The following is a 21,555-nucleotide window of genomic DNA, read 5'->3' on the forward strand; positions in this document are numbered from 1 at the left end:
TTTGAACTCAAATAGGCCTGAATAATAAGATGCTTGTCACTTTCCAGATAGTAACCGTTCTTAAGTTTGACGATTTTCTTCATTTTTTACATTTTTTGTGTAAACCTATTTCAGGACAAGACATATCATGATAGGTAATCCTTTGTTGACACCTTCCTTTTCTAATAATATTAAATTCCTATACATCAATTCCGATTTTATGGCCCGGAAAACCACATGGATTGATGTAGGATATACAATTATTTCCAATGATATTAGCACTGCCGACAAGGTAGATAGTGTGGGCCGGAAAACATTTCAGTTTATCAATAACGATTATTCTTCCTTGTTATACGGTAACGTCAACTACAGCTACCCATTGGCCAAAACAGTGACCATGAGTATAAGCGGAGCCTGGAACCTTCGCAATACCACTAACATCGTAAACAATGAGGAGAATCACATCAAAAGTGGCAATTATACCCTGGGACTTTTCCTGTCAGAAAATGTGCCCAATAAAATGAATATCATGTTGACGGCAAATACTTCTTATAATAGTAACCGGTTAAGTATACAAAAAAGCGTGCCAGCAGATTATTGGGCCATCGATTTGAAATTACAGGGAATGGTATTTTTGCCATTGAAAAGTGAATTCCATTCTACCTGTTCAGCAATACTCAGGCAAAATACCGATGATTTTATCGGTAATACCAACGCAATATTATGGGATGCCTGGATTAGTAAAAGACTATTGAAGAATGAATCATTGGTGCTGAAAGCTGCAGCAGTAGATATTTTGAACCAAGGGAAAACAATTTTCAGGTCACTCACCACCAACTATATTTCGGAAGCCAAGTACGATAATGTAAGACGCTATTTTCAACTTTCCATCACTTGGAACTTCAGTAAATTCCCGGCAGCTCAACCATGAGAAACTAAATATTAAACTATGCGCTATTGTCTCATTTTTTTATTCGCTTTGATTTCGCAGGGTACTCTTGGGCAAAGTCGAGAATTACTACGTGAAGGTACGATTGTGTTTGAACGGCGGGAAAATCTGATGTATTTGAAAAGAAAACAAATTTTGCAGGAAACAAACCACAACAATGCTAACTTTCGTAGCCTGTATTTTGAGCTGAGTTTCAATCCCCGTAAATCTGTTTATAAGCCTGTTATATCCAACGCTACGGATAATAGTGTAGGATTACCTGGTGAGGATAATATCGTTTTTCAGGATGTACAGACAGAGATGAGCACCATCCGGAAAAATGTACTCGGACAATTTTTTTTACTGAAAAAACCATTCTCAGAAGCCCGCTGGAAATTGACAGAAGAAAAAAGAATCATTGCCGGCTTTGAATGTAAGAGAGCCAACGCCATCATCATGGATTCTATTTATGCAATCGCGTTTTATACGGATGATATAGTAAGCAGCTTGGGACCGGAATCTTTTATGGGCTTGCCTGGAATGATCCTGGGATTAGTACTGCCACATAAGCATGTGTCGTGGTTTGCCATCAAAGTAAATGCAACAGCCGAGCCGGATGAAAAAATAGCCGCTCCTGACAAAGGAATTAAAAAAACAACCCAGGAACTAAAAGAGATCATTCAAAAGAGTATTGGAACGGCGGATCCTCAACTGCAGGAGTATTTGTATTTATATCTGCTATAAGTTAAGGCTGATTTTCCACTGCTACTGCTACAAACGTGGGGCGCGTCCCTGCAGTGACGTTCTGACGTTCTACCCAAAAATGAGACAGTTTAAAATAGAGAAAATGGGGCAATGAGCTTGTAAATTCAAAGCCATTTAAAAAACTGGAAATTACCTTGTTTATCTCTTGCACAAAGTTTGGCAACAGCTTTACCAATTATACTAGATTCAGGAATAAATCCCCAATACCTTGAGTCTGAGGAATTACTGTGATTATCTCCCTCTGCAAAGAAATAGTTCTGTGAAAAAGTATAAGTTGTATTCCTTAAACTATCAAAATTAAATTTTATTGCTTTATTCTCATATTCAATAATTGGTTTATAAAGCTCGAAGTTCCTTCTGTCGAGATGCACAGACCAACCTCTGGCAGGCACAGTCAAAGGTCCTAAACTATCGATAGTCCATTGAAAATCTTTATGATTAGGATAACCAGCATCAAGAGATTTTACATAGGTTATTGTATTCAAGCAACCAGATTTCTCCAGGATGGCTTTTTCACTTAGGTTCAGGTATATACTACTGTTACTACTGGCAGAATCATCTTTTAAAGAGTAAGTAAAGTTCAGATATTCAGCATAATACTTGAAAACAGATACGTTACTGATGGTGGCAGAATAATGCCGTTTGCTAGTCAGATAATCGTTGAATTTAGTACCATTAATATAAGTATCGCCGTTAATGATCTGCAAAATATCACCAGGAGTTGCCACGCATCTTTTTATCAGAAGGTGCTCTTCATTTGTTTTATTGAAAATGATTATATCTCCCTTTACAATTTTTGTAAATCCAGACAGGCGTCTATAACCTCTTATCTTACTATCTTTCTTTTCTGGGAAGAACATATCCAGCCATGGAATGTCGCCTGGCGATTGTGGAAGTTTAGGGCCATAATTTAATTTACTTACAACAATATTATCTCCAATAAAAATCTCGTCTTCCATTGAGCGGCTGGGGACCGTATAAATTTCAATTAAAAAGAGTCGTATTGAGATGACTAAAATAAATATGCCTGTAATCACTACAATACTTTTCCATTTGTAATATAGATATTTCTCTAGTGTTTTCAACCATAAATTATAGCAAATTATAAGGAAGGGAAAAATAATAAGCCACCACAGTCCGATATAGATAATGGTCAGGCAGCATATGGCAAGAAGAATAAGATACCTTCTTTTTAAAAGTTGATCTGTAAATGTTCTTTTCTTATTGTTCATTGAGTTACCTGAGTAATATTATGGTTTTAAACTTGTATTAGTCTTATTCTTTTTTAAGCCAAATTTTCTGGGAAAATAGGCGGCACTCAACATGAAATACTGTTGTAAGGTATTAACGCTCTGACTAAACAAACGATTATCAGAAAAATAATTGATCAAATCTCTATTCTGATGTAATAAATCCAGCGCCGAGAATTTAAGTTCAGCGTTTGCTCCTTTTAAGAATCTATAGGCGATATCAGCATTGCAGATTGTAAAAAATTCTTTATCAGTGTAATTAGTTTTAGCTGAATTAAAATCAATATTAGTATGCAGTTTGATATTTTGAGAAATAGCGAATGTAGAATTAAAGAATATTTGCAGATTACTAATATTATAGTTATTCAGATTCATTTGTTTGATCTGGCTATAATTATACTGTTCACCGATACTAGTATAAAAAATATCCTTATAAGAATAGGTTATATCGGTAGAAGCAGAAATACCACGATTTTTATACAAGTAACTAATATCATTGACAACAGAAGGACTTTCTGAATATTTTAAATTTACATCTCCAGACCATTGCAATTGATTTTCTTTAGACTTAAAAGCTTTTTGTAGATGATCTGATATTGAATAGGTTTTGCTATAATCCCCATTGACAAAATAGTGAATGCTCCTACCAAGAGCGTCTATATACTCTTTATCTGTTATTACTCCTTTTATCAGCTTGGCATTTAAGCTTACTTCATTAATAAAGTCATTCATCTCCTTACTATTACGATATGTATAACTAAGTAAAAAGTTATGCGTATAAGATGGATTAAGCCCCAGATTTCCCCTATCAATATTATAAGTATTGATATCATCAACAAGGGGTACTAACTGTTGTATAGTTTGATATCTAACGGAAGTGTTGTAACTAAAAATGTAAGTTTTAACAAACTCGCCAGATTGCTCATTAATATGTTTGATAAAAGCAGATGGAATGAAATAAGAATATGAACGGGTTATGTTCTGAAAATCTTTCCCGGAAGCATTAGTTAAATTAAATATTTGAAGCTGTGACAAGAAATTAAAATTCCATTGTCTGCTATACCTTCCATCCCACTTGTTAATGATTAATTTTCCGAAATTAATACCTGGTTGGTAGTTCCAGGTCTGTTCCTTATTTATATTTGTAAGGGGATTATAGATTTGGTATTTATCCTGCAGCTTATTGCTAACTATATTATTGTTTTTATCGTTCTGAAAAGAGAGTTGATTAATAATATCTATCAATATGAAAGGTTCTCTTTTCCATAGGCTATTAATACCGTAAATCCGTAAGTTAACGTTTTGCCAATTGTTTGTCTCTCTTAGCTGATATAATCGATCCAGATTCTTGCTTTCAGAGGTATCTGTTGACGTAAATATATTTGAACGTTTAATATTAGAATTATTGTTTAAATGTCTGAAAGCATACCATAAGTCCATGTCCAACGACCGATGTTTAAGTCCATTATTGGTAGAATATCTTCTTGTGCTCCAATTAAAACCTCCGCTTATCATTATTTTCTCTTGTTCTTTGTTTTGCAGATCGTATCCTTCACTTTCATTAGAATTGACAGAATTAAATGAGGAGTTTTGTTGGGCAGACACGTTCTCTTCGTTTACACGGTTAACCGAGAAATTCGTGTTGAGATTCTGATTACCTGTTTTTCTTGCATAACGCGCATTGACCCCCCGATCATTTATATTGTTATGATTTGTATAGTCAGAATTCTGATGTAAAGTGCTGTTATCTGCGAGGGTGGATATGCTTTCCGTTTTTTGTTTTATGTCGGCAACAGCATTCCTCTGATAGTAATTCCCTCTTACAATGTTGCTGTCCATGGGATTATTGGCATGATCCTCGAAATCGTACTCTCCACTGGCTCCGAATGCGGCGAATTTTGTTTGCCCGGCTTTTCTGAAATCGGAGGTATAACTGGTACTTAGATCATTGCCTTTATAAGAGGTTTGGCTCACTAATATACTCAAATCATTTGCTGTCTTATTGACATTATTATATACTCCACCTATGGTATACTGACTTTTCGGAGAAAAATAGTTAATCATTCCGCTACCATCTTTTCGATTATTAGTGCCCATACCATATCCTAATTTACCGAAATAGCCATTTTTTTTATTTTTATCGAGCGCAATGTTCATGAAAGTATTTTTATTAACTTTATTAGGGTCATTTTTATCTTCATACACCTGAACCTTTTTTACTGCCTCTTTTGAAATATTACTAATAACAATATTTGGATCTCCTCCAAAGAACTCTTTTCCTTCAACCAGTAGCTTACTTATTTTTTTACCATTTACAGTAATCATTCCGTCGTTCCAAACAGTAACACCCGGAAGCTTTCGAAGCAGATCCCCAACAACGGCATTAGTATCCAGTTTGAACGCAGCTGCATTAAATTCTAAAGTATCTCCTTTCATTTGCAATGGTGGCGGCGTTTCGGTAATTGTTACCTCTTTAAGCATTGTTGTTTGCCGTTCCATTATTATTGTATCAAAAGCAAAAGGTACTGCTTGGTTTTTAATAATAAATTCTTTTTCAACAGATTTATAACCAATATTACTTGCAACGAGTCGCAATGCAACGCCAACGGGCAGCTTCTCAAATTTAAACCGACCCCAGTTATTAGTTAGTTGAAAAATGAGTAACTTCATGTCTTCAGCTTTATATATAGATACAGTTGCAGATTGAAGGACATAGTTATGTAATTTATCCATTAATAGACCGTTGGCTTTTCCTTCGTCGTTGGTAGTTTTTATAGTGTCGTTGGTTTGGGCGGATGTTGTAGCCACCAGAAGGGTTAATACCATGGCTGTCGCCAGGCTTTTGGAATAATAGAAGCTGCGATACAATAATAGAGTAATATTCATTTAAATTATGAGGTTCTGCTTTAGTGAGAGATTACAGCTCATTCTTTAATTGAAGTCGAAGAATGACAGGGTTAGCGTCTTTATTTGATTTAGCGAAATAGTTTAAAAGAGTAGAATCATATTTAGCATTTAAAGATTTATTTTCATTATGTGCTTTTAGCATTGCGAATGAGGTAAGGCTTGTATAAGAATATTTACCGTCGCAAAAATCTAAGCCGTAATTATCGAAGTTTGAATTGGTATTATCAAAGAGAGGTAGATAAAAGGATTTTGCATCAGGCAAAATATGTTTATATGCAATAAGGTTTCCAGATTTTAAATTGAGAATGAGATTATCTTCATTGTTGGAGTAGTAAGTTGCTGCTTTAAATAGCAGATTGTCATTTATTTTATAACAGTTATTTAAGCTAAAAATCTGATTGGGGTGCGTTTTTATAAACTCTTCTCTTTTACCTGTATATAACTTGTTTGTTAAAAAATCAGATGGTAGTGCTATATTGGCAGGAAAGGCTAAGTGATAGCTATAGTTGATGGTATTGGGAGTAATAGTATAGATATTAAACGAATATGGTTTTACAAAAAAATAAGCGGTATCAATCCCATAATTCGTTAGTGGACTGGTGGGAGGACTCACTACATCAATTTTAGCCTCTTCTTCACCGTAATGGAATCCGGTTGCAAGTACTGATGCATTGCTCTTTGCATAGCGGATCAATGCCCTGGAATAAGGCTGAAAATATTTCGATCCTTTTTTGATGTCACGGTAGGGGTCATAGCTTACTACAACATCTGGTCCTAAATATGCGAAATTCGAATTAAATATGCCAAGTATTTTGATATCACTAATGTCTTGCTGTCTAATGAATTTTCCGTCAATATCGCAAATAGTAAGGATTTGAAAAGTATTATCAATATACCCGATCTCCCCAAGCCATTTATTGATGACAAACTTATGGATTATGGTATTTCTTTTCCCTTTGATTTTAGAGAGAAATTTTCCGTCTTCCTTAAAGATCAGTATACAGTTTGTCGCATGATCTAAAATGATATAACGGCCATTAAAAATATCAAATTGAGAAATGTTACTAAATTGGCTTTCACTGGTTGTTTCTAATGGGATATATTTAATATCTTCAAAGATATCAGAGGCATTTCCACCAGAGGCATTTGTTGGATCAATACGCAATGTTAATACTCCTTCATTGTTGTTCTGGATTTCTTTTAGTTGTCCAAATCCCTTATTCCATGTGAATATTCCCAATAGGGCAAAACTACAAATCCAACAATTTATGCTATACCTTATTTCCATAATAAAACTATTAATGATTTTAGATGAGCTATTTATCTGGTATTTTAAGTTTTAATTCTATTTCTCTCATTTGCCTTAAAATATCATTAACAGCCTCGGAATTAACTTTGATTTTTTTCTTTAAAAGATGCTGTGCAATAAGTCTTGCTTTTTCATTTTGGTTTGTTTCAACATATAGATTAGCAAGTAGGTACTCCGCATAAAACTTCGCAGGAATCATTAAAGAAGCCTTTTTATATGCTGCTTCAGCCTCTGGATACTGCTTTAGGGATTTATATGCATCTCCAATAGCGCATTGCAGAAAATAGGTATTATGACAGGCAACAGCACGATTCAGTATAGTTAGTGCCAGTATATGCTCTCTGTATATTTCTAACGTTTTTCCATATTGCATAAGAAAGTCGCCTTCTTTGTTAAAAGTTGGATATACTTTCTTGTAAAACGCTACTGCATTTCCATAATCTCCATCACGGTAACATTCCAGGGCTTCATTCCAAATATAATAATCCTTCCGTAATCTATCATTCTTTTTCCAAAGGATAATAATCATTAACAAACAACTACAGATAAGCCCTATTTGAAACACTCTTTTGTAAAGAGATAGATGAATCTTAAAGGTAAAAACAGGTTTATGATACTGGACAAGGTAAGCTATAGAAAACAAAACATTCATTTTAACTAGCAATATAGCACTGGGATAAGAAAATAGTGAAAAAAAGCCTATACTTATCAAGCTGTACTTGCAAAGAACTCCATATCCACAGTCTCTCTTTATATTTGTACGCATTAAAATGATAAAAAGCATCACAACAATTATTCCCGCCAACACTCCGTTTTCTGCAAACAGTTGTAATGGATCATTGAATGCATAGATTGTTTCACCTGCAAAATCAGCATAACTTTCGGATCTTTGATGTTTCAATTCATCCGACTGATAAAGCATATAAAAAGATTTGAACCGATCCAGGCCAACCCCTGTAAATGGTCGGTCACAGATCATATGTAAGGTTGATTTCCAAACAAGTATCCGGCCATCAGCCGAATTTTTTTTCATAAGATAAACTTTTCCGATAACAAAACAAAGCGCAATTGATAAAATTGAAAGAAGTGCTAATCGGTAAAATTTCGGTAAACCAAGCACCTTGTTTAGCATCTTAGAAAAATGTACGAGCAACATAAATATAATTACTGAAAACCAGGCAGCTCTGGAAGCTGTGCATGCAATTATGATAAGGATAAAAACGGAAGCGGCTAATAATATAATTGGCAGGGTTGAAATAATAAATTTTGCTCTGGGATAGTAGCGCCGTAACTCATCTTTTAAAATGCCGTTGTAACCTGCAAAAAATACTGCTATTGTACTAACCAGAAATCCTGCTAGTGCTCCAGGGTTTGGAAAATTGCCTGTAAGCTGGAAATTCTCATTATTGGAGATCTTATAACCGGCTATTTGCAAATAACCAGTAAACGCTTCAACAGAAGCACACAGGATTATTGCAAATAGCAATATCATATAAGAGATCCGGTTAATATTCCGTAACGTTACATAAATAATTGTTAAGCCGAATAGTTCATAATAGTGTAGAGAAAAAACATGATCTGGCTGAATAAAATTACGGTTGATGATAATAATCAGCACTAAACTTATTAATAGTAGATCTATCTGTGTTATTTTGAAACTGTTCTCATTGGAAACGGCAAATAGCAGGAATAAAAAGGCCAGAATAAGTGTTAGATAACCAAAGAGGAGGAATTGTCGTGCTTCTATCGATTGTATATTCTGCGAAATATTTTCAATCGGCAATATAAAGTATAACAAGAAAAGACAAAGTAGCATGCAATATTTAGCCACTTTTCTAATCTTCACAAAATAAGCTCCCTCTTTAATCATCGCTTCAGTTTAAACTTTTATTGCTATTATAATCTGTTAATAAACGAGATGTTTTATAACTCTTAAAAATCAACTGATAAATTGTATTATAATATGCCTCAGAGATTTCAGTTTCTGAAACTTCAGGGATGAAAAAATTATTTACAATGAGTTGAGGCGTTAGTGTGAAAACAAAAGGTTTTTGAGTTGCCCATTCATAAGGTATATTAAGACTTTGACAATAATATACATTAAAAGGAATATGATTTGTTTGCACAAAAACTTTTAATTTGCGAACATTACTGTGAGTAGTGATAACAATTACATTTTCATTACCAAGACTATCAGCATATTTTTTTATTATGTCCAATTCATGCTCAATACATAAACTGCAACCCTCTTCATTATTGCGTACTACTATTTTTGTACCCCCATTCACCAGAGATTTCAAAAAAACCTTTTGGTCATTAATGTCGGTTAGCAATATTGAATCAGGAAGGTGTGTATTATTGTTTAGTAGAGAATTGACAACAGTTTGCTTATGATAAGATTTGCTTGCTTTTAGATGAAATGTAACATCATCATCTTGCACTTTTTGTTTGGGTTCTTTCTGTTTCATTACCAATAATGTGATATTTAAAGCAACTAATACAAACAGACTGCTATACATCAGAATTTTATTCATATGGAGATTTTTTGACTATAACTCTTTCAATTTTTGTATCAATAATACTGGATTATCCGAAGGTTGAATTGAGTGTAAAAGATCAATCTGTTCCTTTGTATAAAGAAAATCTGATGCCTGAAAGCCAATACTTTTTCCTAATAACTCCTTGAAATACTTATTGGCGCCAGTAGCTAAAGTATCCGCCTGAAAATTTGTAGTGTGAGATTGATGAGACTTTTTATAAGTGTCAATGGTAGAAGGATCATAATATGAAATCGCGTTGTTCCCTTGCACTGAAATTAAAATCCCAGGAAATATACCATTTATATTGTTGAACCATACATTGCCATATTTCAAAACTTTACTTTTTTTAGAGTAAAAACAAGTGTAAGTTGATCCTTTATAATTGAAATTAAATATCAAAAAATCTGGAGTTTCAAAATACTTGGAAAGGTAAGCCCAATTACTCTTTTTGGCCCAGGACAAAAACTTACTTATAGATGTAAAGTTTCTTATTGTGTCGTAAGGGATCTCCCTGCTTCCAAAATCAATTTTATATTTTTTTGTAAGAAGGTCGCTTGTTAACGAATAAATGGTGTTTGAGTATCCTGGAGAAACTATTGTTTGCCCATCGTTCTGGCTAAAGAAGAAAATTCCTTTGCTAAAGTTCCTGTCTTTCTTTTCGAAACCTATATGTGTTAGCTCTCCATTTTTATCAAATATTTTTAGATCGAATTTTTCATTGGTTACCTTATCTCCGCCAATATCCATAAATAAGGCAAATTGTTCGTGGTCTAATATTACTCCGGATTTCGCATAAGATTTTACCCTTACTTCTTTAAGGAAGTTTCCGTTCATATCATAGACAAGGAATTTCCTAAAATCATTTACCCATACAATCAATTTATTATTGTTTATTGAGATATCATTAGGTTCATTATATTGTCCTTTTCCGCTTCCTTTGGACCCTATAATTCTTAAAAATTTCCCGTTTTCGTCAAACTCGATCACAGCTTTACGCTCTACCTGATCAAGGATGAAAAACTTATGATCGAAAGCAATCATTTTATCGATCCTGCCGATCATTGATTTATTGTTGGTCTCCAATTTTACTATCCGAATACTATCAAAAATTTCTGAATATTTGCAAAGCGATAGTTCTTCCAATTGGTTAGGGATAGATATGACTGTAGTCTGTTCTTTACCTTCTTTTAATAGGGTAACATAATTGCAGGAGGAAAAAAAAATAACAATCAAAGATGTAGGTAATAAAAGTAATTTCATGTAATCTATATCAAGGATGATAGGTTTAATAACAAGATGCTTAATTTCAATATAAAAACATTTCCAGTTAAATTTACTCCCTGTTTAATGGGATTTATCACTCCTTCAATGCTTGAATCGCTGAACATTGGAACTCATATTTTAAATAATTTGAAACAGCAAAGAAGGAAGGACAGTGCTTACACATTGCCTTCCTTCTTTGTCAGTTATTTCCCTGCATCACAGCTCTTGTCGCATTGGCTTGAACTACATGTACCCGAAGTTGCATTTCTGCAATGGCTATAATGTCCTGTATACGTTATTTGATATGTGTACGGCTCTATTCCGTAAGTTCTGGTTACGGAACAAGCTTCAGTAGCACATTCTTTCGGGTCACTACCATTGGAGGTTTCTTCATCAGCAGAAACGTTTGTGAGGAGATTGGATAATTTGAGGTCACTTGCCTTAAAATTTTTTTGAACGAGTACTTTTGTATTAAACAAAAATAAACCAGCAGCCAAGCCGCATACAATTAATCTGGTAAATAATACTTTGTTTTTTTTCATTTTATCTGGGTTTTAAAATCTTCTGAAGTGAATGTCATGTCATTCTGTTTGAGTGATAAGCTATTCCTAAGTTATTAGTTTAATGATACTATACAAATGTGCAAATACACTTTTTTGAATTTAGTACCTATGAGACAGAATCTGCTGGATATCTAACTGAATTTGGACTGCTGTTGTTATACTAAAGGTTATCATGTGATCACTATATGCTGGTGTTATGATTAACGGCATATTAAAGGAGATGGATTGTTACACAATTAATTTGGAGTTATACAACTATTCTAATGTAGGATTAGCTACAAGATAAAAAATAGAGGGATATTCATTTTAAGTTAGGAGCTGTGATTGCTTTGTGGTAAAGAATTGTAAATAATTTGATAAATATTTCAACTCAGAAGGAATAATAAATAATAATTATTTATTATCTTATCCAACAATATCCATAATGCCTTTAATAAGGCCATGAGCTTTATAGGGACAAGTATAAATTAATGGGTATTGCTATAATAATGATCATTTTAATGTATTTGAGTTAATAGCTAAATCGGTAACATTGGACGAATGCAAGACAATCAGTGAAATCAATTGTATAATTATTTTAAATTTTCGTTCGTGACAGTATTATTAATGAAATTGACCTGTTGGGCCGACTTGCCGGATAAGAAGCATCCTCTTTTTCCAAGTATAGTATCAAATATGATTTTATAATAAGCGTCTGACCGAAACCCTTTTTTCGAACTTAGTTCTAAAGTTGAATTGCTATAAAATGAGCCAACTGTACTTCCAATGAATATCGGTTCTATAAGTGCTAAATGACTACCGAACGATTTGATGCAATAGTTTTTAATTTTTTATGATTCTATGTTAGTACTTTACTGGTAGTTTGGTTAACCCTATATTCAGGGCATTTGCAAGCTGTATGGTAAGACATCATTCCATTATCTCAATTCTACAATTATTATGTTGAGCAAAAAGATCATTATTTCGCAACAAAACAGCATTCATCTAGTAGACTCGGAAGAAATTATTTTTTGCAAATCAGATAACTCCTATACTTTCATTCATTTGTTAAATAGCAGAAAACTCATTGTAGTAAAATCATTATCTAAAATTGCTAAGGAGCAATTGTGTCTGCCAGGTTTTATTCGTGTGAGCCAGTCGTATTTGGTTAATATAAATTTTATAAGTTCTATTAATAAGAAAACTAAAGAACTGATTTTATCGAATGATCAATCTATTCCATTTACTACCACCCTTAAGGAACTTTTCACACTGATGTTTGATAATAATTTGTTTATAACCGTTAATTAATTTTAAGTGCGTTAACCTTATGACCCAAACAAAGCACTAGGCTCGCATTTATTAATAAATTTGAAACCAAGGGAATTTCTTACAGAATCATGAATTTATTCTTTTAATCTCAAAAAGTAGGGTAGTGTAGTATTTCAATCCATCTTATTTTGGAAATCTTATCAGAAGGTGTTCTACGATCATTTCTTTTTCTTTTTTATCGTTAGCTCTAATCCTAATGCGTCCAGTATTTTTTCTAGGGTAATAATCTGCATTCCCCAATCAGGTCGCTCGAAGCCAACGAGCGTACTTTGTGTTAGGCCTGCCCGTTTTGCCAATCCATATCGCATTAGCCCTTGCTTTTTCGATATGGTTAGTATTCTTTCTCTTATTTCGTTTTTATTCATTTTTTTGTAGAAATTAAGTTTTTGAACTTATTCGATTGACAAAGAGGGCATCTCAAAAGTATTTGAGACGCTCTTTTATTTTTAGAATAACTAAATCAATATCATCACTATTAAATCCCAACAAAAAGGAGAGGAAGAAAAAACCGGCTCCGCATAAATATTTATTCATTCCTGGTTGCATACAAATATGGGATATACTTATTTCCTGTTTTTTAGATATAATGTCGAAAAATAGCTGTTTTTAGCAGTGTTACTAAAAATGTTTTTTCTTGGTGGCTATTTTCAGTAATGTCTGGCTATTTTTGTTCCTGATAATATGTAAGTATAGTTTATATCTTCTGTGTATCTGATACGGGATCTGAAATTACCATTTCAGATCTGGTGTCGATATTTTTTTATTTCTGGCTATTTCAGAAGCGTAAAATCTATCCATAAAATAATAAATAGTCATCTCCTTATAGCGTTGATGATTCATAAACATCTGATTCACGAACATATGAATGTAACTGGCAAATAGAACTGCCTCTCTGTTCCAGTTGATAACTGGAGGAGCGAATATCCCGGTTTCAACTTAATTTAATGCAGTTATCAACTGGAACAGAGTGGAAAAATATTCATTTTTTAACCCGAAAAAATTGTAAGCTAAAACCCGGATAAGACCTCTTACTGCGTATAGACAGCAGCGTGAAAATATCTGTTTGCCCTTGAATAAATATTGTTAAAAATATCTAGATAGTTTAATTATCTTCAAGATAACCAAAATCAAACCCTCAATATTGTTTCACATGATGAAGAAGATAACCCTGTTACTGTCAGTAACTGCATGGATCTGTGCAGTGCATTGTAAAACGTCCGGTAATGTATTATCCAGAAATAATTTTCAGGTAGACAAGCTGCAGCTGCTGAATGACAGCGGCGCAGCCGGAAAAATCATCTTTCTGACCTACAGGGTCAGTTATGATTCGGCGCAACAGGTATACCGGTTTATGCTGGTAAATAAACAGTTTTCAGAGGGACGCCTGGGGCCTGATGCTCTTTCCGAACGGCCCATACCGGAAAAAAATTATTTTATCTGCGAGATAAAAGGCAGTAATAACACACAGTATATAAAAGAACAGGACCCATTAAACAGGGAAGTGGAATACCCCGGTGATCCCACCAATGATGCTGCATTAGCAAGAACCGTGATCACTGCTCCTGAAGGTGAACTTACGATCCGCTTTCAATATCAGGATGATATGCAGTTCCTTACCATTCAGGCTTTTAATAACAATAACGCTCACCTAAAAACCATCTATCGTGCAAAATTTTAAAACCTATGCGGCCAAAAGCTGCAAACTTCTTTTATTTGGCGGACTTGCATTGATGCAGTTGAAAGCCGCTGCCCAGACCTATACCGTATCTACGCTGCAAAATACTGGGGCTAAAAGCAACCGTGTCAACTTTGTATTTGTTAGCGATGGCTATACTTCGGCAGAGCTACCTACCTTTGCGACCAACGCCACCACCGTGAAAAATGCGCTCCTGGCTGTAACACCGCTGGCGCAATACACTTCTTTTATCAACGTATATGCGGTACAGGTACCCAGTACCCAATCCGGTACCAAACATCCTGGTACAGCATCTGATGAATCTACTTCAGGTGGTCAGCCTGTCACCAATCCTACCACTTATTTCTCCTCCACTTTTGATTATAGCGGTACTCATCGCCTGGTTTATCAATCCAGCCAGACACCCATCACGAATGTACTGGCCGCAAATCTACCTGAGTACACGCAAGGCATTGTGTTATGCAATACCACTTATTACGGTGGTGCAGGAGGTACCTATGCTACTTCTACATTGCATACTTCTGCTACCGAAATCGCTATCCATGAAATTGGTCACTCTTTTGCCGGGCTCGCTGATGAATACTGGGCAGGTACAGGCTATGCAGCGGAAAAACCAAACATGACGCAAACCAGCAGTTCTTCCACCATCAAGTGGAAAAGCTGGTTAGGCATCAACAGTATTGGTATCTATGCCTATGGTACCACTTCACCTGAGTCCGCCTGGTACAGGCCTCATCAGAGCTGCAGGATGCAATACCTGGGATATGCCTTTTGTTCTGTATGTTCAGAGGCTTTCATCAGCAAAATACATTCGAAGGTAAATATGATTGATGCCTATACGCCCACCAGCACTTCGTTTACGCTGAGTGGGACCGGAAATCAGACGTTTACAGTTACGAATCTCCAAACCACTAACAATTCCATTAGTGTGAAATGGTATCTTAACAGCAGCTCCGTACCTTTTGCCACAGGTACCACGGCTACAGTACCTTACAATTCCTTTGCAACGGGTACCAATACAGTAAAGGCCATCGCTACTGATTCTACCGGACTTTCCAAATCATACCTTCCGGCCGCTGGTTACACCAGAACTGTCACCTGGACTATCACTAAATCGACAGCTGTAATAAAACTCTCCGGAACTGTATCCCAGAATGCCAATCAGCTACAATGGCGGGAAGATTCATCGGGGGTAACTGCAGATCATTATATTCTGGAGAAAAGTGACGATGGTAAAAACTTCTATCAGGTGGCAACATTACCTGCTACAAGCCATACTACAACAGACAGGCAGCTGAATGGAACGGAAGCATTTTATCGTATTTCTGCTGCTGATGCAAGTGGTCGGATTCAATCAAATGCTACCATCCTGATGCGTAACCCGCTTACCAAATTTAATTATAAAGTATACCAGGATGCCATTGGTCGCAGATATAAGTTTACTTATGAAGGTGATATTGCGAGTGATGCCCGTGGTGAACTTACAGTAGTGAATTCCGCCGGTATGGTTGTATTGAAACGTAACCTTGGCAAGGTTTCCAAATCAACAAATTATGATTTCAATCTGACCGGGCAACCGGCAGGGATCTACTTCGCACAGATAATGATCAATAATCAGGTATATAGTGCCGAGTTACTGGCACAATAAGGAATATAAATAGAAACTCCTTTAAAGTAAGGGTAGAAGCCCTGCTTTAAAGGAGTTTTAGTTTTCAAAAGAAAAAATAGATGTTAGTTGGTAGCGTATATTTTTTAATGAAAAGTAGTTTTTCAGCAACAGTCATTTTTGTACTTTCAATCATTATACTGTATATAATATTACCGCGATAGCCGTGAAGAAAATGACCATCGTTTGTTCCCCTAGGTTTCAGCCAGGAAATTTGGAGATAACAGAAATGATTGTTGCCATCAATTGGGTAGTATTTGCCATAGCCGGCCTGGGTTCCATATTTATTGCACTGGCTACCATCAGCTTCCAGGTAATAAAGGCGGTAAGGATAAATACCGTGAAGGGACTGAAAGCGGGATAATTTATAACGAAATGTGAATTGTAGAAAAAATATGACAGTAAGAAATCTAATAATATGTAATAGTCAGACATCCGCTGCTGATATTAGATTTTCAGAAAATCCTTGTTTCAATCCATCTTATTTTGGAAATCATATCAGAAGATCATCCAGGTGAAGCCCGGCCATGTATTCTTTGTTAGTTTCAATCCATCTTATTTTGGAAATCATATCAGAAGCAAGCCCCTCCATCATCTGCTGCTTTGATAGAGAAGGTTTCAATCCATCTTATTTTGGAAATCATATCAGAAGAGTATTACGCAGGAAGATTTCATATAAGGCGATCTGAGTTTCAATCCATCTTATTTTGGAAATCATATCAGAAGTTTAGAGCGAAAGATTATTCATTCGACTTAAGGTCAGTTTCAATCCATCTTATTTTGGAAATCATATCAGAAGGTAAAAACGCCAATCAGGATGCGTTGATGCTGGCGAGTTTCAATCCATCTTATTTTGGAAATCATATCAGAAGCTGGATTAGGAAATACCGTGAGCACTTTGGAGTGGTAGTTTCAATCCATCTTATTTTGGAAATCATATCAGAAGTCTACAAATCTCTTTTTGGCGGAAATAATGATCAATAGTTTCAATCCATCTTATTTTGGAAATCATATCAGAAGAGGCGACGTAATGATCTATAGATTCCGGCTGATAATGTTTCAATCCATCTTATTTTGGAAATCATATCAGAAGTGTTAATATTTATACTTGCCATGTCTTACTTATTAGTGTTTCAATCCATCTTATTTTGGAAATCATATCAGAAGAAGGTATTCGCCAACGGCATCCGCAGGAACCCCTGTGTTTCAATCCATCTTATTTTGGAAATCATATCAGAAGTCGCGTTGTCTACATTGCTATCTTGTAGCGTTTTGTAGTTTCAATCCATCTTATTTTGGAAATCATATCAGAAGAAGTTTCTACCGAGCCTACTTGTTATCTGGCAGCATGTTTCAATCCATCTTATTTTGGAAATCATATCAGAAGCACAATGTTGTGACTGCAAAATATTTCTTTAGTTTTGTTTCAATCCATCTTATTTTGGAAATCATATCAGAAGCAAACTACAGTTGTTTTCCCGTCAACAGAAACACTGGTTTCAATCCATCTTATTTTGGAAATCATATCAGAAGATAAAGCGCATCTCCCTTTGATGGGGCGAGCGTCAGTTTCAATCCATCTTATTTTGGAAATCATATCAGAAGACGCTCCACAGTGGTTACAGCAATAACAGCCGCTTTAGTTTCAATCCATCTTATTTTGGAAATCATATCAGAAGTCTTGATCTTACTCTACGTCTAACTCAGCGTTTAATTGTTTCAATCCATCTTATTTTGGAAATCATATCAGAAGAATCCTTATTCCAAACTGATGGAAAGGGTAATTGATGTTTCAATCCATCTTATTTTGGAAATCATATCAGAAGATAGTCTTTCCCGCAGTCAGCCCTGTAATGTCTAGCGGTTTCAATCCATCTTATTTTGGAAATCATATCAGAAGACGACAGTTGATCCTTTCACAAAATAATCAGGGCCAGTTTCAATCCATCTTATTTTGGAAATCATATCAGAAGTAGTTTTTGTTTGTTTGATGAATCAAAGATACGTCACGTTTCAATCCATCTTATTTTGGAAATCATATCAGAAGATTTTGCATTCCTGCAAGCATAAGTGGCAACTGGTGAGTTTCAATCCATCTTATTTTGGAAATCATATCAGAAGATGATACCGGTCCCAATCACATTATTTCGAAGAATCCTGTTTCAATCCATCTTATTTTGGAAATCATATCAGAAGTGGACATTTCATTACTTAATCAGTTTAACTAATAAGGTTTCAATCCATCTTATTTTGGAAATCATATCAGAAGGAATTTTTTATTTGGATCACTAAGGTGATCATGTTTGTTTCAATCCATCTTATTTTGGAAATCATATCAGAAGAGCATAGCCAATAGGCGCACAAAAAATCGAAAAAATGTTTCAATCCATCTTATTTTGGAAATCATATCAGAAGGTTTAGAGCGAAAGATTATTCATTCGACTTAAGATCAGTTTCAATCCATCTTATTTTGGAAATCATATCAGAAGGTTTTAGTAATGGTTATAAGATCAGATGGTTGGTTAGTTTCAATCCATCTTATTTTGGAAATCATATCAGAAGAGTGGCTCAATATACGACAATAGAAAGCTACTGGAAGGTTTCAATCCATCTTATTTTGGAAATCATATCAGAAGCAGTTTCGGTAATTCTTCCTCGAGAAGGCCCATTAGGTTTCAATCCATCTTATTTTGGAAATCATATCAGAAGATTTGAGACTGGCCGGATCATCGCCGCCACGGGCAAGTTTCAATCCATCTTATTTTGGAAATCATATCAGAAGATACGCTTCTGCCAAGCTGGTCTAAGATCATTTTCCAGTTTCAATCCATCTTATTTTGGAAATCATATCAGAAGAGCCTGTGGCGCCCTCGGTACGTACCGGATCGGATTGTTTCAATCCATCTTATTTTGGAAATCATATCAGAAGATCGACGGCGTGAAGCGAAAGTATTGGCCACTGAACGTTTCAATCCATCTTATTTTGGAAATCATATCAGAAGATTACCCGGCCTACTTCTTTTCCCTCTGGGCGTCCCGGTTTCAATCCATCTTATTTTGGAAATCATATCAGAAGTGTTGGCTAGACTAACGCTCACCTCCAGGCTATCGTGTTTCAATCCATCTTATTTTGGAAATCATATCAGAAGCTTTGCGATAGCGTACCCGATCGAAGTAGTCGTATCGTTTCAATCCATCTTATTTTGGAAATCATATCAGAAGTCGTCTATGTCATTAAGTGACTGAAAATCATACATTTATCCTTATTTCTCAACCCGCTACTTTTTGTTTCCATCCATATTTCAAAGAGCTAAAACATACATTTTTTAATCTTTTTCGGAATCGTAAATGATTTATTATCAGTTATTTAAAGCATAATTTTTATACTTGAAAAATAAATAGCAAGCCGGAATGCGATTATTTTATGCAAATATTACGATAAGTACAACTTACGCATCTTTGCTTATATTTTGTTGCCTTGGGGAAGAAGTTAGTGCTAATAATCTTGTTAATCTCCTGAGCACATATTTCAACTGATTGTTTATCTGCTTTTGTCACCTCGATTTCAATCAGCTTGTTTTTACTTCGTGTATAAACCAGAAATCCTTTTTTTACGATAGTATCAAAATTTTGCTCTATCAGCCATGCATAACAAAATATTTGTGTTTTATAAGTATCATAAATGCGTTCTTCAAATATAGCAAATTTATAGTCAAGAGGAGCCATAGTGCCATCTTTTAGCATTAGCACTTCATCTATTTTACCACGAAGCAACTCATTGGTAAGGTATTGATCATTATATCTTTTTATTACGCCGATTTTCTGCCTTAGATAGGACTTGTTTTCTTCTAGTTTTCTGTCATGGATTTCCCGTCCCCGCATTACTTTATAGTTGCGCTCTTCATATTGAGGTATTGTTAATACATATTCAAAATAAGTAAATCGTGGACAATATAAATATTCTATAATATGTGATGGTGTTAATGTCATATCCTCATGCTATAATTTTAGAAGACTTCATAAGAATAATGCTTTCACTTCGTCGGTTATTAGCCTTTTATCGAAGGCTTTACCTAATAGAATGGTTTCCTGAAGTTCATGCTTGGACATAGGGAAAATGTATACGGCATCTTTATTCTCATCTATTAGGTTTTCTATCTGTAGCTCAAGGGTATCTTTTTGATTTTTATCGATCGTTCCTAGGAATACAGAAAATTGAACGCGATATAATCCCGTTTGTTTACAAAGTTTGGCAACTTTAGTCCGCACTTTATCATCTTGAATATCATAGAGTACCCATGCTATCATATAATTGCTGATTGTAAATGAGATAATCTTGATTTATTATTTATTTTCTTCTCCAGTTCCTTCCCGTTTTATTAATTCGTTTGCAAAACTGTGTGCATCCTGTTGCATTGCATTGGATCTCGTTTGGTTCCTTCCTTTATATCGGATGGGGTCACCTTCCATATAATTGTTGAGTGTCGTAACCAGTAATTCCTTTCCTGCTTTATTAAGTGTAACTCCATTAGTAATATCATCTGTATGAGACTTATTAATCTTCTTGGCAGAACATAACCTGAAAACTGTGGTTTCAACAAATGTTCTGTAAGGTTCAATAAAATCGAACACCATACTCTTCTGATTATAATCATCCCGGTGAAGGAATCCAACGTAAGGATCTAGTCCTGCAATCATAAGGCATTTTTCTACCCGGGAGTAGAGAATACCCATACCGTAATTTAAGAACGCATTATAGGCATCTTTTGCGGGACGCATGCTCCTGCCTGAAAATTGGTATTGCGCTGGTAGTACGTAACTGATGGTCTCAAAGTATAATCTTCCTGCTGTACCTTCCAGTCCTCGTATAGTATCAGCTATACTGTCAATCCTGCTTGCCTGAAGAGCCTGGAGCGACTGGCAAAGCTGCCCTATGCTGTTAGCTTTCTCTTGCAAATATTCAGCTATTTGTGGACGATGTTTTTTGAGGTCATGGATAAACTCCAGCTGGTTATTCATTTTTTGCTCAATCCATAATTTAGTATACTTAACTCCCTCTTCTCCAAGACTTGCCTCCAGCTGCCGCTTTCTGATACGTGTGGTACTGCCAAGTTTACTATGCCAGATTCTACCTAATGGATGGCCATCTGATTGCGTGAAAATAATATCAATGTTATTTGTTAGTGCCAGCCTGATTGCATCTGTACTAAGGGCTGCAGAAACAGATATTATGATTGAGCTGATCTTATGTACTGCAAGATATTGTTTGGTGGGTGATGTATCCTTAGACGGAATTTTTATCTCAAACATATCGTCTTTTACATGCAGATATGTCCCAAAAGTATTGAGGTAGATTTGCATTTTTCAATTACTTTAAA

At 35.2% G+C, this 21,555-nt stretch carries 17 protein-coding genes and 1 CRISPR repeat array; of the genes, 6 read left to right on the top strand and 11 right to left on the bottom strand.

The window, feature by feature from the left end; genetic code table 11:
• The first annotated feature begins 127 nt into the window (after nt 1-127).
• Both ACDQ55_RS14380 and ACDQ55_RS14385 read left to right on the top strand, forming a co-directional pair.
• Entirely contained in the window at nt 128-910 is a 783-nt protein-coding gene (locus ACDQ55_RS14380) for an outer membrane beta-barrel protein (RefSeq protein ID WP_420982100.1), read from the top strand.
• An 18-nt stretch (nt 911-928) separates the two neighbouring features.
• Nucleotides 929-1,651, top strand: a complete 723-nt coding sequence (locus tag ACDQ55_RS14385; protein ID WP_420982101.1) for a GLPGLI family protein — start codon at nt 929-931, stop codon at nt 1,649-1,651.
• Nucleotides 1,652-1,776: 125 nt separating this feature from the next.
• Here ACDQ55_RS14385 and lepB read toward each other — a convergent pair whose 3' ends face one another.
• The 7 genes from lepB to ACDQ55_RS14420 all read right to left on the bottom strand — a co-directional run bounded on the left by lepB (nt 1,777) and on the right by ACDQ55_RS14420 (nt 11,483).
• Complete coding sequence (lepB, locus tag ACDQ55_RS14390) at nt 1,777-2,904, bottom strand: signal peptidase I (protein WP_420982102.1); 1,128 nt, start codon at nt 2,902-2,904, stop codon at nt 1,777-1,779.
• A gap of 18 nt (nt 2,905-2,922) precedes the next feature.
• The gene (locus ACDQ55_RS14395) at nt 2,923-5,748 is read right to left on the bottom strand and encodes an outer membrane beta-barrel protein (RefSeq protein ID WP_420982103.1); all 2,826 of its coding nucleotides are present in this window, start codon (nt 5,746-5,748) and stop codon (nt 2,923-2,925) included.
• Nucleotides 5,749-5,839: 91 nt separating this feature from the next.
• Nucleotides 5,840-7,117, bottom strand: a complete 1,278-nt coding sequence (locus tag ACDQ55_RS14400; RefSeq protein WP_420982104.1) for a 6-bladed beta-propeller — start codon at nt 7,115-7,117, stop codon at nt 5,840-5,842.
• A gap of 28 nt (nt 7,118-7,145) precedes the next feature.
• Nucleotides 7,146-9,008 (bottom strand): O-antigen ligase family protein, encoded by a 1,863-nt coding sequence (locus tag ACDQ55_RS14405; protein WP_420982105.1) that lies wholly within the window; start codon nt 9,006-9,008, stop codon nt 7,146-7,148.
• Between the two features lie 4 nt (nt 9,009-9,012).
• A complete protein-coding gene (locus ACDQ55_RS14410; protein ID WP_420982106.1) occupies nt 9,013-9,672 on the bottom strand; it encodes a hypothetical protein in 660 nt (219 codons plus the stop codon).
• Nucleotides 9,673-9,687: 15 nt separating this feature from the next.
• Nucleotides 9,688-10,938 carry a 6-bladed beta-propeller gene (locus ACDQ55_RS14415; protein WP_420982107.1) on the bottom strand — a complete coding sequence of 417 codons (1,251 nt, stop codon included), beginning with the start codon at nt 10,936-10,938 and terminating at the stop codon, nt 9,688-9,690.
• 206 nt (nt 10,939-11,144) lie between these two features.
• Entirely contained in the window at nt 11,145-11,483 is a 339-nt protein-coding gene (locus tag ACDQ55_RS14420; protein ID WP_420982108.1) for a hypothetical protein, read from the bottom strand.
• Nucleotides 11,484-12,443: 960 nt separating this feature from the next.
• On the opposite strand from ACDQ55_RS14420, the gene ACDQ55_RS14425 reads away from it, so the two are divergent.
• Nucleotides 12,444-12,794 (top strand): LytR/AlgR family response regulator transcription factor, encoded by a 351-nt coding sequence (locus tag ACDQ55_RS14425; protein WP_420982109.1) that lies wholly within the window; start codon nt 12,444-12,446, stop codon nt 12,792-12,794.
• Nucleotides 12,795-13,544: 750 nt separating this feature from the next.
• Here ACDQ55_RS14425 and ACDQ55_RS14430 read toward each other — a convergent pair.
• Nucleotides 13,545-13,739, bottom strand: a complete 195-nt coding sequence (locus tag ACDQ55_RS14430) for a lantibiotic dehydratase C-terminal domain-containing protein (protein WP_420982255.1) — start codon at nt 13,737-13,739, stop codon at nt 13,545-13,547.
• A gap of 226 nt (nt 13,740-13,965) precedes the next feature.
• On the opposite strand from ACDQ55_RS14430, the gene ACDQ55_RS14435 reads away from it, so the two are divergent.
• From ACDQ55_RS14435 to ACDQ55_RS14445, 3 genes are all read left to right on the top strand, one after another.
• Nucleotides 13,966-14,493 carry a hypothetical protein gene (locus tag ACDQ55_RS14435; RefSeq protein ID WP_420982110.1) on the top strand — a complete coding sequence of 176 codons (528 nt, stop codon included), beginning with the start codon at nt 13,966-13,968 and terminating at the stop codon, nt 14,491-14,493.
• The gene (locus tag ACDQ55_RS14440) at nt 14,480-16,159 is read left to right on the top strand and encodes a M64 family metallopeptidase (protein WP_420982111.1); all 1,680 of its coding nucleotides are present in this window, start codon (nt 14,480-14,482) and stop codon (nt 16,157-16,159) included. The genes ACDQ55_RS14435 and ACDQ55_RS14440 overlap by 14 nt, the downstream gene beginning before the upstream one ends.
• A 232-nt stretch (nt 16,160-16,391) precedes the next feature.
• Nucleotides 16,392-16,541, top strand: a complete 150-nt coding sequence (locus ACDQ55_RS14445; RefSeq protein ID WP_420982112.1) for a hypothetical protein — start codon at nt 16,392-16,394, stop codon at nt 16,539-16,541.
• A gap of 104 nt (nt 16,542-16,645) precedes the next feature.
• A CRISPR array of direct repeats spans nt 16,646-19,399; the repeat unit is 37 nt; unit sequence GTTTCAATCCATCTTATTTTGGAAATCATATCAGAAG.
• A gap of 195 nt (nt 19,400-19,594) precedes the next feature.
• Here the strand turns inward: ACDQ55_RS14445 and cas4 are convergent.
• Genes cas4 through cas1 form a run of 3 tightly spaced genes read right to left on the bottom strand, consistent with a single transcriptional unit; the run spans nt 19,595 to nt 21,538 of the window.
• Entirely contained in the window at nt 19,595-20,167 is a 573-nt protein-coding gene (gene cas4 / locus ACDQ55_RS14450) for a CRISPR-associated protein Cas4 (RefSeq protein WP_420982113.1), read from the bottom strand.
• A 27-nt stretch (nt 20,168-20,194) separates the two neighbouring features.
• Nucleotides 20,195-20,485, bottom strand: a complete 291-nt coding sequence (gene cas2 / locus ACDQ55_RS14455; RefSeq protein WP_420982114.1) for a CRISPR-associated endonuclease Cas2 — start codon at nt 20,483-20,485, stop codon at nt 20,195-20,197.
• Nucleotides 20,486-20,521: 36 nt separating this feature from the next.
• On the bottom strand, nt 20,522-21,538 hold the full coding sequence (gene cas1 / locus ACDQ55_RS14460; RefSeq protein WP_420982115.1) for a CRISPR-associated endonuclease Cas1: 1,017 nt from the start codon (nt 21,536-21,538) through the stop codon (nt 20,522-20,524).
• Nucleotides 21,539-21,555 lie beyond the last annotated feature (17 nt).

Source organism: Chitinophaga sp. 30R24 (assembly GCF_049056765.1).
GTDB lineage: Bacteria > Bacteroidota > Bacteroidia > Chitinophagales > Chitinophagaceae > Chitinophaga.

Bases quoted from the DNA above. Each gene is read 5' to 3' on its own strand.
- ACDQ55_RS14435 (WP_420982110.1), top strand. From the start codon at position 13,966: ATGATGAAGAAGATAACCCTGTTACTGTCAGTAACTGCATGGATCTGT.
- ACDQ55_RS14415 (WP_420982107.1), bottom strand. From the start codon at position 10,938: ATGAAATTACTTTTATTACCTACATCTTTGATTGTTATTTTTTTTTCC.
- ACDQ55_RS14385 (WP_420982101.1), top strand. From the start codon at position 929: ATGCGCTATTGTCTCATTTTTTTATTCGCTTTGATTTCGCAGGGTACT.
- ACDQ55_RS14425 (WP_420982109.1), top strand. From the start codon at position 12,444: ATGTTGAGCAAAAAGATCATTATTTCGCAACAAAACAGCATTCATCTA.
- cas2 (WP_420982114.1), bottom strand. From the start codon at position 20,485: ATGATAGCATGGGTACTCTATGATATTCAAGATGATAAAGTGCGGACT.
- ACDQ55_RS14400 (WP_420982104.1), bottom strand. From the start codon at position 7,117: ATGGAAATAAGGTATAGCATAAATTGTTGGATTTGTAGTTTTGCCCTA.
- ACDQ55_RS14405 (WP_420982105.1), bottom strand. From the start codon at position 9,008: ATGATTAAAGAGGGAGCTTATTTTGTGAAGATTAGAAAAGTGGCTAAA.
- cas4 (WP_420982113.1), bottom strand. From the start codon at position 20,167: ATGACATTAACACCATCACATATTATAGAATATTTATATTGTCCACGA.
- ACDQ55_RS14410 (WP_420982106.1), bottom strand. From the start codon at position 9,672: ATGAATAAAATTCTGATGTATAGCAGTCTGTTTGTATTAGTTGCTTTA.
- ACDQ55_RS14380 (WP_420982100.1), top strand. From the start codon at position 128: ATGATAGGTAATCCTTTGTTGACACCTTCCTTTTCTAATAATATTAAA.
- cas1 (WP_420982115.1), bottom strand. From the start codon at position 21,538: ATGCAAATCTACCTCAATACTTTTGGGACATATCTGCATGTAAAAGAC.
- ACDQ55_RS14420 (WP_420982108.1), bottom strand. From the start codon at position 11,483: ATGAAAAAAAACAAAGTATTATTTACCAGATTAATTGTATGCGGCTTG.
- ACDQ55_RS14395 (WP_420982103.1), bottom strand. From the start codon at position 5,748: ATGGTATTAACCCTTCTGGTGGCTACAACATCCGCCCAAACCAACGAC.
- lepB (WP_420982102.1), bottom strand. From the start codon at position 2,904: ATGAACAATAAGAAAAGAACATTTACAGATCAACTTTTAAAAAGAAGG.